The sequence below is a fragment of the Kitasatospora sp. NPDC007106 genome (assembly GCF_040634455.1).
In the GTDB taxonomy this organism is placed as follows: Bacteria; Actinomycetota; Actinomycetes; order Streptomycetales; family Streptomycetaceae; genus Kitasatospora; species Kitasatospora arboriphila.
Map to the genome: position 1 here is coordinate 1 of NZ_JBEYFP010000023.1, position 14,901 is coordinate 14,901.

15 protein-coding genes are annotated in these 14,901 nt (G+C 74.8%); 5 read left to right on the top strand and 10 right to left on the bottom strand.

All coding sequences use genetic code 11. The features are described 5' to 3' along the window. On the top strand, positions 1–391 hold a 391-nt coding region (locus tag ABZ641_RS04825; protein WP_359979197.1), incomplete at its 5' end, for a zinc-dependent metalloprotease. After that, positions 388–957 (top strand): NUDIX hydrolase, encoded by a 570-nt coding sequence (locus tag ABZ641_RS04830; protein WP_344625568.1) that lies wholly within the window; start codon positions 388–390, stop codon positions 955–957. The genes ABZ641_RS04825 and ABZ641_RS04830, both read left to right, overlap by 4 nt. Positions 958–1,063: 106 nt before the next feature. Here the strand turns inward: ABZ641_RS04830 and ABZ641_RS04835 are convergent, their stop codons facing one another. The 4 genes from ABZ641_RS04835 to ABZ641_RS04850 all read right to left on the bottom strand — a co-directional run bounded on the left by ABZ641_RS04835 (position 1,064) and on the right by ABZ641_RS04850 (position 4,691). Continuing rightward, the gene (locus ABZ641_RS04835) at positions 1,064–1,777 is read right to left on the bottom strand and encodes an AIM24 family protein (RefSeq protein ID WP_344625569.1); all 714 of its coding nucleotides are present in this window, start codon (positions 1,775–1,777) and stop codon (positions 1,064–1,066) included. A gap of 23 nt (positions 1,778–1,800) precedes the next feature. Continuing rightward, complete coding sequence (locus tag ABZ641_RS04840) at positions 1,801–2,493, bottom strand: AIM24 family protein (RefSeq protein WP_344625570.1); 693 nt, start codon at positions 2,491–2,493, stop codon at positions 1,801–1,803. 15 nt (positions 2,494–2,508) lie between these two features. Then, complete coding sequence (locus ABZ641_RS04845; RefSeq protein WP_359979200.1) at positions 2,509–3,978, bottom strand: TerD family protein; 1,470 nt, start codon at positions 3,976–3,978, stop codon at positions 2,509–2,511. Between the two features lie 98 nt (positions 3,979–4,076). Beyond that, positions 4,077–4,691 (bottom strand): M48 family metallopeptidase, encoded by a 615-nt coding sequence (locus ABZ641_RS04850; protein ID WP_344625593.1) that lies wholly within the window; start codon positions 4,689–4,691, stop codon positions 4,077–4,079. 291 nt (positions 4,692–4,982) lie between these two features. On the opposite strand from ABZ641_RS04850, the gene ABZ641_RS04855 reads away from it, so the two are divergent. Next, entirely contained in the window at positions 4,983–6,302 is a 1,320-nt protein-coding gene (locus tag ABZ641_RS04855; protein WP_359979203.1) for a ThiF family adenylyltransferase, read from the top strand. Between the two features lie 483 nt (positions 6,303–6,785). After that, entirely contained in the window at positions 6,786–8,114 is a 1,329-nt protein-coding gene (locus ABZ641_RS04860) for an AarF/ABC1/UbiB kinase family protein (protein WP_359979206.1), read from the top strand. 161 nt (positions 8,115–8,275) lie between these two features. On the opposite strand, the gene ABZ641_RS04865 is transcribed toward ABZ641_RS04860, so the two are convergent. The 4 genes from ABZ641_RS04865 to ABZ641_RS04880 all read right to left on the bottom strand — a co-directional run bounded on the left by ABZ641_RS04865 (position 8,276) and on the right by ABZ641_RS04880 (position 12,212). Then, positions 8,276–8,686 (bottom strand): hypothetical protein, encoded by a 411-nt coding sequence (locus tag ABZ641_RS04865; RefSeq protein WP_344625574.1) that lies wholly within the window; start codon positions 8,684–8,686, stop codon positions 8,276–8,278. Then, positions 8,683–9,039 carry a WhiB family transcriptional regulator gene (locus ABZ641_RS04870; RefSeq protein WP_317634108.1) on the bottom strand — a complete coding sequence of 119 codons (357 nt, stop codon included), beginning with the start codon at positions 9,037–9,039 and terminating at the stop codon, positions 8,683–8,685. Before ABZ641_RS04870 ends, ABZ641_RS04865 begins: the two co-directional genes overlap by 4 nt. Positions 9,040–9,214: 175 nt before the next feature. Beyond that, on the bottom strand, positions 9,215–9,682 hold the full coding sequence (locus tag ABZ641_RS04875) for a hypothetical protein (RefSeq protein WP_359979209.1): 468 nt from the start codon (positions 9,680–9,682) through the stop codon (positions 9,215–9,217). 298 nt (positions 9,683–9,980) lie between these two features. Then, on the bottom strand, positions 9,981–12,212 hold the full coding sequence (locus ABZ641_RS04880; protein ID WP_359979232.1) for an ATP-dependent DNA helicase UvrD2: 2,232 nt from the start codon (positions 12,210–12,212) through the stop codon (positions 9,981–9,983). A gap of 262 nt (positions 12,213–12,474) precedes the next feature. On the opposite strand from ABZ641_RS04880, the gene ABZ641_RS04885 reads away from it, so the two are divergent. Next, positions 12,475–12,732 carry a mycoredoxin gene (locus ABZ641_RS04885; RefSeq protein WP_030274906.1) on the top strand — a complete coding sequence of 86 codons (258 nt, stop codon included), beginning with the start codon at positions 12,475–12,477 and terminating at the stop codon, positions 12,730–12,732. A gap of 95 nt (positions 12,733–12,827) precedes the next feature. On the opposite strand, the gene ABZ641_RS04890 is transcribed toward ABZ641_RS04885, so the two are convergent. Together ABZ641_RS04890 and nudC are read right to left on the bottom strand one after the other, a co-directional pair. Continuing rightward, positions 12,828–13,652 carry a GntR family transcriptional regulator gene (locus tag ABZ641_RS04890; protein WP_344625576.1) on the bottom strand — a complete coding sequence of 275 codons (825 nt, stop codon included), beginning with the start codon at positions 13,650–13,652 and terminating at the stop codon, positions 12,828–12,830. Positions 13,653–13,929: 277 nt separating this feature from the next. Next, entirely contained in the window at positions 13,930–14,862 is a 933-nt protein-coding gene (gene nudC, locus ABZ641_RS04895) for an NAD(+) diphosphatase (RefSeq protein WP_344625577.1), read from the bottom strand. Between the last annotated feature and the right edge of the window lie 39 nt (positions 14,863–14,901).

Genomic DNA, 14,901 nt, shown 5'->3' on the forward strand with positions numbered 1-14,901 from the left:
GGCCGCGGCGCTCCGCGAGACGCTGCGCCGGCGCCGCGCCACCGGCGGCCCGGCCGAGCAGACCTTCGCCACCCTGGTCGGGCTGGAACTGCGCCCGCGCCGGCTGCGGGACGCCTCCCGACTGTGGGCCTCGCTCGCCGACGCCCGCGGCATCGAGGGCCGCGACGCCCTCTGGGAGCACCCGGACATGCTGCCGACCGCCGCAGACCTGGACGACCCCGACGGCTTCGTGCACCGCGCCGAGGAGGGCGGCATCGACTTCGACGCCCTCGACAAGCTGCTCGGCGACGCCGCCCGCGGCGAGGACAAGCCCGGCACCGGCGGCACCGAGCGCGCCGAGGGCACTGAGGGCACTGAGGGCACCGACGAGGACAAGGACAACGGCAAGTGAGCGACGCCCTGCACCAGGACGCCGTCCGCACCCTTCAGGACTGGAAGTCCGCCGACCCCGGCCAGGACCAGCTGCGGCTCGACTACCTCGACCACCTGGCCGGCCACCCCGACGGGCTGATGCGGGCCTGCCTGCCCGCCCACATCACCGCCAGCGCGGTGGTGGTGGACCCGGCCGCCGGCCGGGTGCTGCTGACGCTCCACCCGAAGGTCGGCCGCTGGCTGCAGATGGGCGGCCACTGCGAGCCCGGCGACGACACGCTCGCCGGCGCCGCGCTGCGCGAGGCCACCGAGGAGTCCGGCATCGCGGGGCTGTCCCTGCTCACCGGCGTCGACGGCCGGCCGGTGCCGGTGAAGCTCGACCGCCACCAGGTGCGCTGCGCCGGCAAGGACCGCCCGGAGAACACCCACCTCGACGTGCAGTACGTGGCCGTCGCCCCGCCCGGGGCGCAGGAGCTGATCAGCGAGGAGTCGCTGGACCTGCGCTGGTTCGGCTTCGACGGGCTGCCCGAGCTCAGCGACGGCTCGGTGCGCACCCTGGTCGGGATCGCCCGCGCCCTGGTCTGACCCGCTCCGCACACGAAGGCCCGCCCCCGCGCCCGACGGCGCACCGGGGGCGGCCTTCGTCCCTGTCGCCTTCGTCCCTGTCGCCTTCGGCCCTGCCGCCCCGGCGTCAGCCGCGCGGCACCCGCTGCGGCGGCAGCAGCTCGCTGGGCTGCACGATCACGAAGCCGCTGCCGGTGAAGGCCAGCTCCCAGCCCTCCGTCGCGGTGCCGCGCCGGCGCCAGGCCTCGGTGTTGGTGCTCTGCGCCTGCAGCTGCACCTCCAGGCCGGAGGACCAGCCGACCACCGCGTCGGCGTCGCCGTAGACGTAGCGGCCGGGCTCGACCGGCATCACCAGCGGTCGGCCGGAGGTCATCAGCACCAGGCCGCCGGTCCCGGAGACCTCCAGGCAGCGGCTGCCGACGCCGGCGATCCGGTCGCCGTTCTCGATCGCGACGGTGTGCCAGTCCAGCGTGGTGTCGAGCGCCAGCACGTAGCTGTTGGTGACGACCAGGCGCTCCTGGCTCAGCTGCAGGACGTGCAGGTGCTGGGCCAGATTGGCGAGGTAGACGGTGCCGGTGCCGGTGCAGCGCATCAGGTCGAGCGCGCCGGCGTCGCGCTGCCGGTTGCCCGCGTTGCCGCCGCCGCTGCGGTTGCCGCGGCGGTTGCCGGAGGGCGGCGTCCAGCCGGTGAAGTCCACCTTGCCGACGTGGGCGACCATCGCGCCGGTGCGGGCGAGCACCTCGGACCGGCCGTCCAGGGTGACCCGCAGCAGCTGCGGGTTCTGCAGCGCGAAGCGGTCGGTGCCGGTGCCGGCGGTGTGCGCCAGGAGGGGGCTCTGCACGAAGGGCTCCTCGAACTCGGTTCTCAGCCGCGGATCTTGAGACGGTCGCCGGTGTCCTCGCTGGGCTGCACCACGACGAAGCCGTGGCCCCGGAAGCCGAGCTGCATCGCCTCGCCGCTGCCGCGGCCGATCAGCGATCCGACCTTGACCGTCCGGCGGGTGCGCACCTCCAGGCCGGTCGTCCAGGCGACCAGCGCGTCCGGGTCGACGAAGGTCTCGGTCTCCGAGCAGTCCAGCACCACGGGCACCCCGCGGGAGGTGACGGAGACCCAGCCGCTGCCCGTCACGGTGACGTTGTAGAGGCCGGTGCCGGCCAGCAGGGCCGGGCCGCGGACCTTCTCCACGGCGCAGCCCAGGGTGGCGTCCATGGCGAGCAGGTGCGCGCCGTTCACCGACAGGGACTCCTCGGCGAGCTGCACGTTGAGCACGTCGGCGCCGAGGTCGGCGAGGTAGAGCGTGCCGTCCCCCGTCCAGCGCAGCAGCGGGCTGCGCTCGCCGGACGCCCACTCGCCGAGCGCCCGGCGCAGCGACTGCGGCACCGGCTCGTACTGCAGGAAGCCGTCGTAGGCCACCATCGCGCCGGCCTTGGCGTAGACGTCGGCGGCGGACGTCAGCGCCACCCGGCACATCGCGGTGCCGTGGTTGCTCATCCGCGCCCCGGTGTCGGCGGCCCGGTACGCGTCGAGCCCGCCCCCGGAGAGGAACTGTGCCTGCATGACTCCTCCTGGACCTCAGACCTCGAACGGCTGGACGACGACGAAGTTCCCCGGGGCGCCGCGGAACTGCAGGCTGTACGACTCCGCCGCGTGCCCGGCGTAGGCGGAGCGGCGGATCCGCACCGGCGCGGTGGTGATCACCTGCGAGCCGCGGGACCAGGCGACCAGCGCCTGCACGTCGACGTACGTCTCCGGGGTCGGGGTGACCGGCAGCACCACCGGGGTGCCGTTGGTCTTCACCACCACCGTCCCGTGGCCGCTGAACTGCAGGGTGAAGAAGCCGCCGTTCGGCAGGCCCTCGCCCTCGATCCGGCGCACCTCGTGCTCCAGGCCGGCCTCGAAGGCCAGCACCCGGTCCGAGCCGACGCAGAAGGAGTCGCCCTCCAGGCGCACCACGTGCAGGTCGCAGGCCTCGTCGGCGAGGAAGACCTGCCCCTCGCCGGTGATCCGCATCAGCTTCAGCTGCTGGCCCGTCAGGTTGCCGACCAGGGTGCGCAGCATGCCCGAGCCCTCGTGCGCGAAGTCGGCCTTGCCCTGGTAGGCGACCATGCTGCCCTGCAGGGCCAGCACGTCCCTGCCCTTGGTCAGGCTGACCCGGACGAGCTTGTCGTTCTGCTTCACCCAGTCCTGGCCGGCCGCGGCGTCGCTGTACTTGGTCAGCTCCGCGTACTTGGTCAGCGAGATCCGCACCCCGGCGGGCTGCGGCGGCAGCGACGGCGCCGGCGGCATCGCCGCGGGCGGCACGGGCACGGCGAGCAGGGTCGCGTCCGGGTACGGCGCCGGCGGGGCGGCGGGCGCCGCGGGAACGGGGACGGGTACGGCGAGCAGGGTCGCGTCGGGGGACTGCTGCGGCGCGGGGACGGCGGCCGGCGGGGGCGGGGCCTGCTGCGGCACCGAGGCGGCCGGGGCCGCCGGGGCTCCAGCACTCGTGGGGGCGGCCTCGGCCGGTTCGTCCTCCAGGGCCTCGCCGCCGAAGTTCTCCAGCAGGGCGCGCAGCCCGCCGTCGAAGCCCTGCCCGACCGCGGCGAACCGCCACTCGCCGCCCCGGCGGTAGACGTCCGCCAGCATCACGGCCCGCTCGGTGGAGAACTCGGCGCCGGTGAAGCTGTACCGGCCGACCTCGGTGCCGCCGGCCACGATCCGCACGTAGCCGGAGGCCACCTGCGACATCTGCCCGTCGCCGTCGATGGTGGCGGTGAGCGCCAGCTTGTGGACGGCCTCCGGCACGGCGGGCAGCGCCACCGCGAAGGACTCCGAGTCGCCGCCCTGCGCGCCCAGCAGCCGGATCGACTGCTCGGGGCTGGCCGGCTGGTTGAAGAAGACGAAGTAGCGGTCGTCGCTGAGCCGTTCCTCGGCGTCCAGGCCGAAGCAGCTGATGTCGAAGGTCAGCCCCGGCGCCGCGATGTGCACCCCGAGGTAGAGCTCGGTGCTCGCGGTCAGCTCGCTGATCCGGACACGGGACGCCTTGACGAGTTCCCTGGACATGGCGCGGACCGGCCCCCTCCCGTACGGCTGCTGATCCCGGAGACCCTATCCCAGCGGCCCGCCCCGGCAGCAGCCCCGACCACAGCGGTTTCTCGTCGTCAGTCGCAGCCGTCGGGGTCCGCGGTTCCGTCCGCGGTCCGCTCCTCCGCCGTCGGCCCTCCGGCGGCGTCCCCGGCGGTGCCCCCGCGGGCACCCGGCAGGTGCGGCAGCCGGCCGGCGGCGGCCACCCCCTCCAGGTAGCCGCGGGCCCGCTCGGTGCGCGGGTAGGCCTCCAGCAGCGCCCAGAACCGCGGGCCGTGGTCCGCCACCAGCAGGTGCGCCAGCTCGTGCAGCAGCACGTAGTCGACCACGTAGCCGGGCATGCCCTGCAGCCGGTGGGAGAGCCGGATCGAGCCCTCGGCCGGGGTGCAGGAGCCCCAGCGGGAGTTCTGGTTGGTGACCCAGCGGACCCGGCGCGGCACCGCCCGGCCGCCCAGGTACTCCGCCGACAGGTCCCGGGCGCGGGCCTCCAGCGCGTCGTCGCCGAGGGTGCGGCGGCTCTCCTGGCGGGCGAGCCGCTCGACCATCTGCGAGACCCAGCGCTGCTCCTCGGCCTTGGACATCCGGGCCGGGATCAGCACGACCGTGCGGTCGCCCTCGCGGTACGCGGAGACGGTGCGGCTGCGGCGGGTGCTGCGGCGGACCTCGATCGTCGACCGGTCGACCGCCGGCAGGGCCCCGGAGAGCGCCGTGGACGGCTCGGCGGACGGTTCGGGGGCCGTCCCGTGCTGCTCGGGGGGCTCCGCCTGCCGGGTGCGCCCGTGCGCACCCGCGGCCGCGGCGCCGTACCCGGAGGCGGCCCGGGTACGCCGGCGCGGCGAGGGGGATCGGGTGTCCGGTTCGGCCGCCATGACACCCGACGTTACCCGCAGGGTCGGACAGATCGGTGCCGCCGACGCCGCCGGCCGGGTGCAGGGTCGGCGCACACCGGGCGAACGGAAGTTGTCCACAGGGTGTACGCACAGATGGTCGTACAAGCCGACCGGGCCTGTGGACAACGTGTTTCACGGGCCGGCGCCGCCTCGGGCATCCTGCCGTCGGCGGGGTCACCCACCTGGCCCCGGCGCCCCTCCCGCGCCCGCACCCTGCCGCACCCGTTCGCCTCCACCGTCCGCCCGCACGCCCGCACCGGAGTGACGCCCATGCGCCCGATGCTCAAGCCCGGACTCGCCCGCCTCAGGCGGGACGAGCTGACCCTCCAGTTCGGCACCGTCCGCCGGTACGCCCGGCTGGTCGAGCAGGCCGACGCCGCCGTCGCGGCCTTCCTCGACCTCGTGGACGGCACCCGCGACACCCCGGAGCTGCTCGCGGCCGGCGAGCGGCTCGGCCTCGACCCCGGCCTGGGACGGGCCCTGCTCGACTCGCTGGCCGACGGCGAGCTGCTGGACGACGCCGAGGCCCTCGCGAGGGCGCTGGAGGGCTTCCCGCAGCCGCAGCGGGAGGTCCTGGGGCCGGATGCGGCGGGCCTCTCCCTCGTCCACCCCGAGCCGGGCGAGGCCGCCGAGGTGATCGCCGCCCGCCGGCGGGCCCGGGTGGAGGTCCGCGGTGCCGGACGGGTCGGGGCGGCGCTGGCCGCCGTCCTGTCGGCGGGCGGCATCGGCGCCGTGACGGTGGCCGACGGCGGCCGGGTCGAACCGGGGGACTGCTCCCCCGCCGGGATCCCGCCCACCGACGTCGGACGGCTGCGCAGTACCGCGGCCCGGGAGGCCGTGCTGCGGGCCGCCGCGGCGGCCCCGGCCGAGCGGCACCGCCCCGCCCCGGTCGCGGCCGGGCCGCCCGCCCTGGTCGTCCTGGCGCCCCGCGACGGTGCCGGCGCCTGGACGGGCCGCGCCGTGGAGGCGCACGAGCTGGCCCGGGCAGGCGTGCCGCACCTCTACGTGGGCGTGCTGGAGCACCTGGGCGTGGTCGGGCCGCTGGTGGTGCCCGGGTCGTCCGCGTGCGGCGGCTGCGCCGCGCTCACCCGGGCCGACGAGGACGAGGGCTGGCCCGGGCTGCTGGCCCAGCTGGAGGGCACCGGCGCGGGCCCGGCCCGCCGCCCCGCCTGCGACAGCGCGCTGGCCACCGCGGTCGCCGGGCTGGCCGGGCTGCACGCGCAGCTCTTCCTGGACGGGGTGCTGCCACCGAGCGTGGACGGCTGGTGCGAGCTCTCCGCGGCGGACGGCATGGTGCGGCGGCTGAGGCTGCCCGCCCACCCCTCCTGCGGGTGCCAGTGGCCGGGCGGACGGCCACCGCTGGCCGTCCCGGGCGCGGGCGCCTGCTCGGGCGCGGGCCGGGGCGGGACATGACCGCTCCCGCGGCCGTCCGACCGGCCCCGACCGCGAGCGGTACCTCCCGGGGGCGGCACCTCCCGGGGACGGCATTCGTCCGGGCCTGCACCCGCGGCCGGATCCCCCACGCACACCTCGGACGGCTCCCCCGATCGGCCGGCTCCCCGTCCGGACGGGGCTCTCCGTCCGGACGACTCCCCCGGCGGGCCGGTCCCTCGTTCGGGCGGCCGGTCGCCCGGGCCGTCCGCCGGGCCTCCCCCGGGCGGGTGAACCCGTGCGGCCGGCCCGCCCGCGACGGCCCTCCGGTGGGCCGTGGGGGTGAATCGTGCCGGGCGCGCCTCCCCCTCCGGTTGCGCGCCCGAATGCCAGTCCGGATGATTCGCCGGATCCGGGGTGCCGAGCGGGCACAATGGCGTGGTGACCACTGCCCGGCGGCAGGCCGTGTCCGGTGCTCCGCACCGGGCCGCCCCGGCGGGCGCGATCCGACTGGGAGGCCCCGGGGTGAGCGATCTTCCGCGCAAGGCCGTGACACGGACGGCGCGGCTGGCGGCGCTGCCGCTCGGCTTCGCCACCCGTGCCACGCTCGGGCTGGGCAAGCGGCTGGGCGGCCGACCGGCCGAGGAGGTCACCGCCGAACTCCAGCAGCGCACCGCCGAGCAGCTGTTCTCGACGCTCGGTCAGCTCAAGGGCGGCGCCATGAAGTTCGGCCAGGCGCTGTCCGTCTTCGAGTCGGCGCTGCCGGAGGACGTGGCGGGCCCCTACCGGGCCGCGCTGACGAAGCTCCAGGACTCGGCCCCGGCGATGCCGGCGGCCACCGTGCACCGGGTGATGGCGGAGCAGATCGGTGCGGACTGGCGGGAGAGGTTCCTCAGCTTCGACGACCGGCCGGCCGCCGCGGCGTCCATCGGCCAGGTGCACCGTGCGGTCTGGCACGACGGCCGGTCGGTCGCCGTCAAGGTGCAGTACCCGGGCGCCGGGGACGCCCTGCTCAGCGACCTCGGCCAGCTGGCCCGGCTCGCCCGGGTGCTGGGCCCGCTGATCCCCGGGATGGACATGAAGCCGCTGATCGCCGAGATGCGGGCGCGGGTCGCGGAGGAGCTGGACTACGGCCTGGAGGCCGAGGCCCAGCGGGCCCACGCGGTCGAGTTCGCCGACGACCCGGACATCGCCGTGCCGCAGGTGGTCGACCGGTCCGGGCAGGTGCTGGTCACCGAGTGGATGGACGGCACGCCGCTGGCCCGGGTGATCGCCTCGGGCTCGCCGGAGGAGCGGGACCGGGCCGGCCAGCTGCTGGCCCGTTTCCTGTTCGCCGGGCCGAGCCGCACCGGCCTGCTGCACGCCGACCCGCACCCGGGCAACTTCCGGCTGCTGGGCGACGGCGGCCCGGTGGAGGAGCGGAGGCTCGGCGTCCTCGACTTCGGCACGGTGGACCGGCTGCCGGGCGGGCTGCCGGAGCCGATCGGCACCTCGCTGCGGCTCGCCCTGGCCGGGGAGGCCGGCGCCGTCTACGACCTGCTCCGCCAGGAGGGCTTCGTCCGGCCCACCATCACGCTGGACCCGGACGCGGTGCTGGACTACCTTCTGCCGATCATCGAGCCGACCCGGGTCGAGGAGTTCACCTTCACCCGGGACTGGATGCGCGCGCAGGCGGCCCGGATCGCCGATCCCCGCTCGCCCGCCTACAACCTCGGCAAGCAGCTCAACCTGCCGCCGTCGTACCTGCTGATCCACCGGGTCACGCTGAGCACGATCGGCGTGCTCTGCCAGCTGGGCGCGACCGTGCGGATGCACGAGGAACTGACCGCCTGGCTGCCGGGCTTCACCGACTGACGCACCGCAGGACGCGCCCACGTGCCGCGTCCGCACCCGCGAACGGCGACGGCCGCCCCCTTCCGCAGGGGGGCGGCCGTCGTTCGTCGTGTTCTGCCTGGTCCATGGACGGGCCGCGCCGTTCCCGGGATCGGGGGTCCCGGGGGTGGGGCGGCGGTCCGTCACATCAGGGCGGCGGCAAGCGCCCTGCGGGCGCGCAGCGAGGCGATCTCGGCCTTCCGCCGGAGGCGGACGGCCCGTGCGACGCGCGCGCCGAGGCGTTGGCGCTCGGCCTCGCGGATGCGTTCGTGCATATGGGCGCGGGCCAGGGATTCCTGGAGGAGATGCATGTCGAAGTTCCTGTTCCGGATCTGGAGTTCGGCGTTCTGCTCGAAGCTGGCGGCGTGATCGGCGACGGGGGTCATGTGGTGGTCCTGCTCGTGGTGCGTGCTCGGGAAGGGGCGGTGGGCTCGGGCATCGGCCTTGGCGGCGGCGATGCGTACGGAGCGGCGCAGGGAGTTGTCCTGCGGGGGCTGCTCTCCCCGTCGGACTCCTGCGGTTCCGTGACCGGAGGACATGTCGGCGGTGATCACGCCATGACCTCGGTCTTGCGCGGACGGCCCCGCGGACGCTTGCGGGCCACGACCACGCCCTGCACGAAGAGCTCGCCGCCCCAGACGCCCCACGGCTCGCGCCGCTCCAGCGCACCGGCCAGGCAGGCCTCCTTCACCGGGCAGGTGCCGCAGAGGGACTTGGCGTACTCGACGTCCGCCGGCGTCTCGGCGAAGAACACCTCCGGGTCGAAGGCGCGGCACGGGATGGTGCGGCCGAGGGCGTCGGCCTCGTCGAGCGAGTTGAGCTGCTGCATCAGGGAAACCTCCGGGGGGTCGGCCTGGTCGGCCTTGGTGAACTTGTCTGTCGGTACGGACGGGAGGGGCGGTGTGATGACCGTGGACACTTCTTCCTCGTCTTTTCTCAGTGGTTCCGGTCCTGGCGGCTGGTGGGCCGGACCGGAGGTCCCGGAGGACCTGGGTTCGTCTTGACGTACCGGACAAAACAGAAGGGCCGCGGATCCCGGTGGTGACGGGTTCCGCGGCCCTGGAGACCGACCTGAGGCTGACTCAGGTTCGTTCACTCCAGGGTTCTGGGCCGCGGAAGGCCCTCATCCGGATGGCCTGGGCGCCCGTGTGGGCGGCCTGGGCCTGGTTGATCAGCTGCTCGTCCTGCTTGGCTGCTCCGGCACCAAAGACGCGCACATAGCCGCCATGCATGGCTGCCACTGCCGCTGCCTTCGGTGCCTGGGTCGGTCGCTCGTCGCGCAGCTCGAGGCCGCCGCCGAAGATCGCCCAGTCACGGGACAGACCCGTCTCGAAGGAATCGGCGCCGCCGAGGCCAGTGAAGCCGGAGCCACTGACAACGGAGACATCGGTGCCCTGGAGACCCAGCCCGTTTTCGGCCAGAACGACCACGCCGCGCAGACGCGAGGCGGCGGTCGAGGTGCCACGGGTGCCGAACATCGAGGGAGCGCACGCGGGCATGGCGAAAACGGTCTGGCCAGTCAGTTTGGTGATCATCTTCGTGGTTCCCACTGTCTTCGCCTCCTCTCGGCGTCTCGCGGTGCCCAGTCCCCCGGGCCCCGGTGTTCGGATGTTGGTCGGTCCTGCTGGTGAAGCTCTGTGGTGCTCGGTAGTGCGTGGTGCTGCTGTGCGGAGCTGTGGTGGCCGGTGGATCCTTGCGGACCCCGGCCATGCTCGAACGGCACGCGGAAGGTGACCTTCCACGGCCTTGCGATCTCGTCCCCTTGACCGCTCCGGCAGGCTATTGCGCGCGGCGTACGGGGCGCAAACTATTTTTCCGGCGAGTTCCGGAGTGATCTCCACGAGCGGCTCAGGCCGGCTCGGTCAGCTCCCCCACGAGCCCGTCCGCGGCCTCATCGGCGACCACGTCCACGAGCTCTTCCCCCGCGCACAACGAGAGCACAGCGGCGCCGTACTTGTCCAGTTTCATGGCGCCCACCCCGGAGATCCGGGACAGTTCGCGCTCGTCCGCCGGGACGTCCTCGGCGATCGCCATCAGGGTCGCGTCGGTGAACACCACGTACGCCGGCGCGCCCTGCTTCTTCGCCTGGGCGGCCCGCCAGGCGCGCAGCCGCTCGTACAGGGCCTCGTCCATCGAGGAGGGGCAGCCCTCGCAGCGGCGCAGCTTGCGCTCGACCGCCTCGGTGAGGGTGCGGCCGCAGACCCGGCAGGTGACCGGCCCGCGCGGGGCGCGGCGAGAGGCCCGGGACTCGCCGTGCTCGACGCCGCCGCGGCCGCCGCGGGAGCCGGCCCGGGCGGTGCCGGAGCCGGGCCGCAGGCCGTCCAGGAAGCGGGTGGGGCGGCGGCTCGCCCGCCCCCCGGGGGAACGCGAGAGCGCCCAGGAGAGCGACAGGTGCTGCCGTGCGCGGGTCACGCCCACGTAGAGCAGCCGGCGCTCCTCCTCGATCTGCTCGTCGGTCTTGGCGTAGATGATCGGCAGGGTGCCCTCGCTGAGGCCGACGAGGAAGACGGCGTCCCACTCCAGGCCCTTGGCGGCGTGCAGCGAGGCCAGCGTGACGCCCTCGACGGCGGGGGCGTGCTGGGCCGCGGCCCGGGCGTCGAGCTCGGCGACGTAGGCGGCGAGGTCGGCGCTCTCCCCCGCCCGGCGGCGGCCGGCCTCGAACTCCTCGGCGAGCCGGACGAGCGCGGCCAGCGACTCCCAGCGCTCGCGGACGGCGCCGGAGCCGGCCGGCGGGGTGGCGGTGAAGCCGCGGGTCGCGAGCACCGCGCGGACCTGGCCGGCCAGGTCGGGCTCGTCGGCGGTCAGCGGGTCGGAGGCGGCCCGGGCGGCGCCCTTGAGCAGCACGCCGGCCTCGCGGACCTCGGGCCGCTCGAAGAACCGCTCGGCGCCCTTCAGCTGGTAGGGCAGGCCGAGGTCGGAGAGGGCCTGCTCGTAGACCTCGGACTGGCCGTTGGTGCGGAACAGCACGGCGATCTCGCTGGCCCGCACCCCGCCGTCCAGCAGCTTGCGGATGCGGTGCGCGGTCGACTCCGCCTCGGTCGGCTCGTCCGGGTACTCCGTGTACTCCGGCTCGGGCCCGGCCTCGCGCTGCGAGACCAGCTCCAGCCGGTGCTGGGCGGCCTGTCCGCGGGCCTGGGCGAGCAGCCCGTTGGCGAGGTGCACCACCTGCGGGCTGGAGCGGTAGTCGCGCACCAGCTTCACCACGGTGGCGTCCGGGTGCCGGGTGCGGAAGTGCAGCAGGTACTCGGGGGTCGCGCCGGTGAAGGAGTAGATGGTCTGGCTGGCGTCGCCGACCACGCAGAGGCTGGCGCCGCCGGCCGTCCACTGGTCCAGCAGGCGCTGCTGGAGCGGGGAGACGTCCTGGTACTCGTCGACGGTGAAGTGCCGGTACTGGGCGCGGACCCGCTCGGCGATCTCCGGCCGGTCCTCCAGGATCGCGGCGGTCAGCAGCAGCACGTCCTCGAAGTCGATCACCCCGCGGTCGCGCTTGGTCTGCTCGTAGGTCGCGTAGACCCGGGCGATCTCGGCCGGGTCGCGCGGGGCCTCGCGGCCGGTCTTGGCGACGGCGGCCGGGTAGTCGTCCGGCACGATCTGGGTGACCTTGCACCACTCGATCTCGCCGGTGAGGTCGCGCAGCTCGGTGCGCTGCACCCGCAGGCCGGTGCGGGCGGCGGCCTCGGCGACCAGCTGGACCTTGCGCTCCAGCAGCCGCGGCACCTCGCCGCCGACCGCCCGCGGCCAGAAGTACTGGAGCTGGCGCAGCGCCGCCGAGTGGAAGGTGCGGGCCTGCACGCCGTCCGCGCCGAGCTGGCGCAGCCGCCCGCGCATCTCGCCCGCGGCGCGGGCGGTGAAGGTGACGGCGAGGACCTGCTGGGGCTGGTAGACGCCGCTGCGTACGCCGTAGGCGATCCGGTGGGTGATCGCCCGGGTCTTGCCGGTGCCGGCGCCCGCGAGCACGCAGACGGGCCCGGTGAGGGCGGTGGCGACGGCGCGCTGCTCGGGGTCGAGTCCGGCGAGCACCGCGTCGGCGCCGGCGGGGGCGGCGCCGTAGGAGTCGTACGGGTCGTACGGGCCGGACATGCCCGAGAGCTCTTCCTGCATGGCTACCATCCTCTCAGCCCGGCGGGCGGTGCGGACCGGACCGCACATCCTGGCAGCCGGCGGTGACAGCGGCCGGGTTCTCCACAGGCCGCACCGCGGCGGCCGGCCGCCGCGGTGCGACGATCGGTCCGCCGCCCGGCGTGCGGCCTTCCGCACGCGCCGGGCGCGTGCGGAATGACGGATGCACGTCGGGCGTTGGGATCCTCGACCGTACGCCCCCTCTCCGAAGGAGCACTCCGCCATGTCCGGCACCGTCACGATGTACAGCACGACCTGGTGCGGGTACTGCAACCGCCTCAAGAGCCAGCTTGAGCGCGAGGGCATTTCCTACACCGAGATCAACATCGAGCTGGACCCGGCCTCGGCGAGCTTCGTGGAGTCGGTGAACAACGGCAACCAGACCGTGCCGACCGTGCTGGTCGAGCCGAAGAGCGGCGGCGAGCAGGTCGTGATGACCAACCCGAGCCTGCGCCAGGTCCAGGCGGCGCTGGCCGGCTGACGGCGCACCGGAACGCACGGGCGCACCGCACGCGCCCCGGCCCGGCCGGACGTCCGGGCCTGTCGGGCCGCATTCCGTCCGGACGTCCGGGCCGGTCAGGAGACGCCGGCCGCCGTGCGGGCGGGCGCCACCGAGCCGGCCTGCGCCGTGCCGAGTCCGTAGAGCAGCCGGCAGCGGTCGGCCGCGTAGCGGGTCTCGACCACCCGGACGGGCCCGCGGGTGTCGCTGGTGACGCGGGTCTGCACCAGCAGCGGCACCCCGGGGCCGACCTCGAACCAGGCGGCCTCCTCCGGCCCCGGCATCCGGGCCACCAGCCGGTCGGCGGCGGCGGACTCGCAGCGCCCGATCGCGGTGAGCACCGTCTCGTCCCCGCCGGGCACCGGCTCCGGCTCCATCAGCGGCGTCCCGGCGGCGAGGCCCGCCCGGTAGTGGCTCTCCTCGATCGAGTACGGCTCGCGGTCGGTGAGCCGCAGCTGCCGGCGGACGACCACGGCCTCCCCGGGCAGCATGCCGAGCAGTTCGGCGATGTCGGCGCGGGCGCGCACCACGAGCATCTCGAAGTCGCAGGTGAGCCGGCGGCCGGCGGCCAGGGCCTCCTCGGCGTAGACCTCGGAGGGGGCGGCCAGGCAGTCCTGGGGGCCGGCGGCCTGCCGCGGCGGCCCGAAGGCCCGGTGGTCCAGCATCGGCTGCTGCTTCAGGTAGGTGCCCTTGCCCTGGAGACGGACCAGCCGCCCCTCGTTGACCAGGACGTCGACCGCGAGGCGCACGGTGTTGCGGGCGACGCCGTAGTGGTGCTCCAACTCGGTCTCGACGGGCAGCTGCGCCCCGCCCTGCCATTCGCCGGCCTCGATCCGGCGGCGCAGGTCGGCGGCGAGGCGCTGGTACTTGGGGGCGGGCACACCGGCTCGGGGGATCGTCACACCGGTGAATGTAGTCAGCCGGGTTCCTGCATTTCAGGAAAACGGGCCAAGAACGCCGTCCGGAGGTTTCGACCGGGCGCGAACCGCGCACACGGGCGCACTCCGCCGCAGGTGGGCGCTGGTCCGAACGGCTTCGGTCGAACTCCGTACGGATATTGCCGCCGGAACGGAAGCCGGATGAAAGAAAATGGATTCCGAAGCAGAAAGGGGCGCGCGAACAATGTCCGCACGCCCCTTTCCGGGCAGTGACCCCGGTACGTCACCCCGGGCCCTCGCCCTACCAGCGGGCCGCCGCCGGCAGCGGCTCGCCGTACCAGAGCTCGACCAGGTGCCGGGCGATCGAGATCCCGGACGGCGGCAGGATCTCGCCCGCCGCCATGCCCGCCGCCAGCTCCTCGCGGGAGAACCAACGGGCCTCGGCGAGTTCCTCGCCGTCCACGGTGATCGCGGTGCCGGCCGGGTCGGCCCGGCCGACGAAGCCCAGCATCAGGCTGGACGGGAACGGCCAGGGCTGGCTCGCCACGTACTCGACGTCGGACACCCGCACGCCGGCCTCCTCGAAGACCTCGCGGGCGACCGCCTGCTCGATCGACTCACCCGGCTCGACGAAGCCGGCCAGCGTGGACCAGCGGCCCTCCGGCCAGATCGCCTGACGCCCCAGCAGGCAGCGGTCCTGCTCGTCGGTGATCAGCATGATCACCGCCGGGTCGGTGCGCGGGTAGTGCTCGGCCGCGCAGGAGGTGCACCGGCGGACGTGCCCGGCGCCGGCCTTCTCGGTGCGGTGGCCGCAGCGCGAGCAGAAGCTGTGCAGCCGGTGCCAGTGCTCCAGGGCGACGGCGTGCACCAGCAGCCCGGCGTCCCGGTCCGAGAGCGAGGCGCCGACCTCGCGCAGCCCGGCCGGGCGGGCGTCGCCGTCCAGCCGGCCCGGCAGGCTCTCGCCGGCCAGCGCGAAGTAGGAGACGCCGTCCTCGTCGGTGCCGAGGTAGAAGCGGTCCCCGGTGTCCGGCGCCTCGAACGAGGGCATCAGGACGAGCTCGCTGCCGAGCTCGGTGTCGACCACGAAGGCCTCGCCGCCGGCGATCGGCAGCACCTTGGTGGTCGGGTGGCTCCAGGCCGCGGCCAGCCACGGCTCGTCGAACCGGTGGTGCGCGGCACGGTCCACCCCGGCGCGGGCCAGGGCGAGGTGCCTGGTGTCAGACGCGCTGCTCAACTCGGTCCATCCCCGTTCGAAGTCGCATCTTCCGGATCG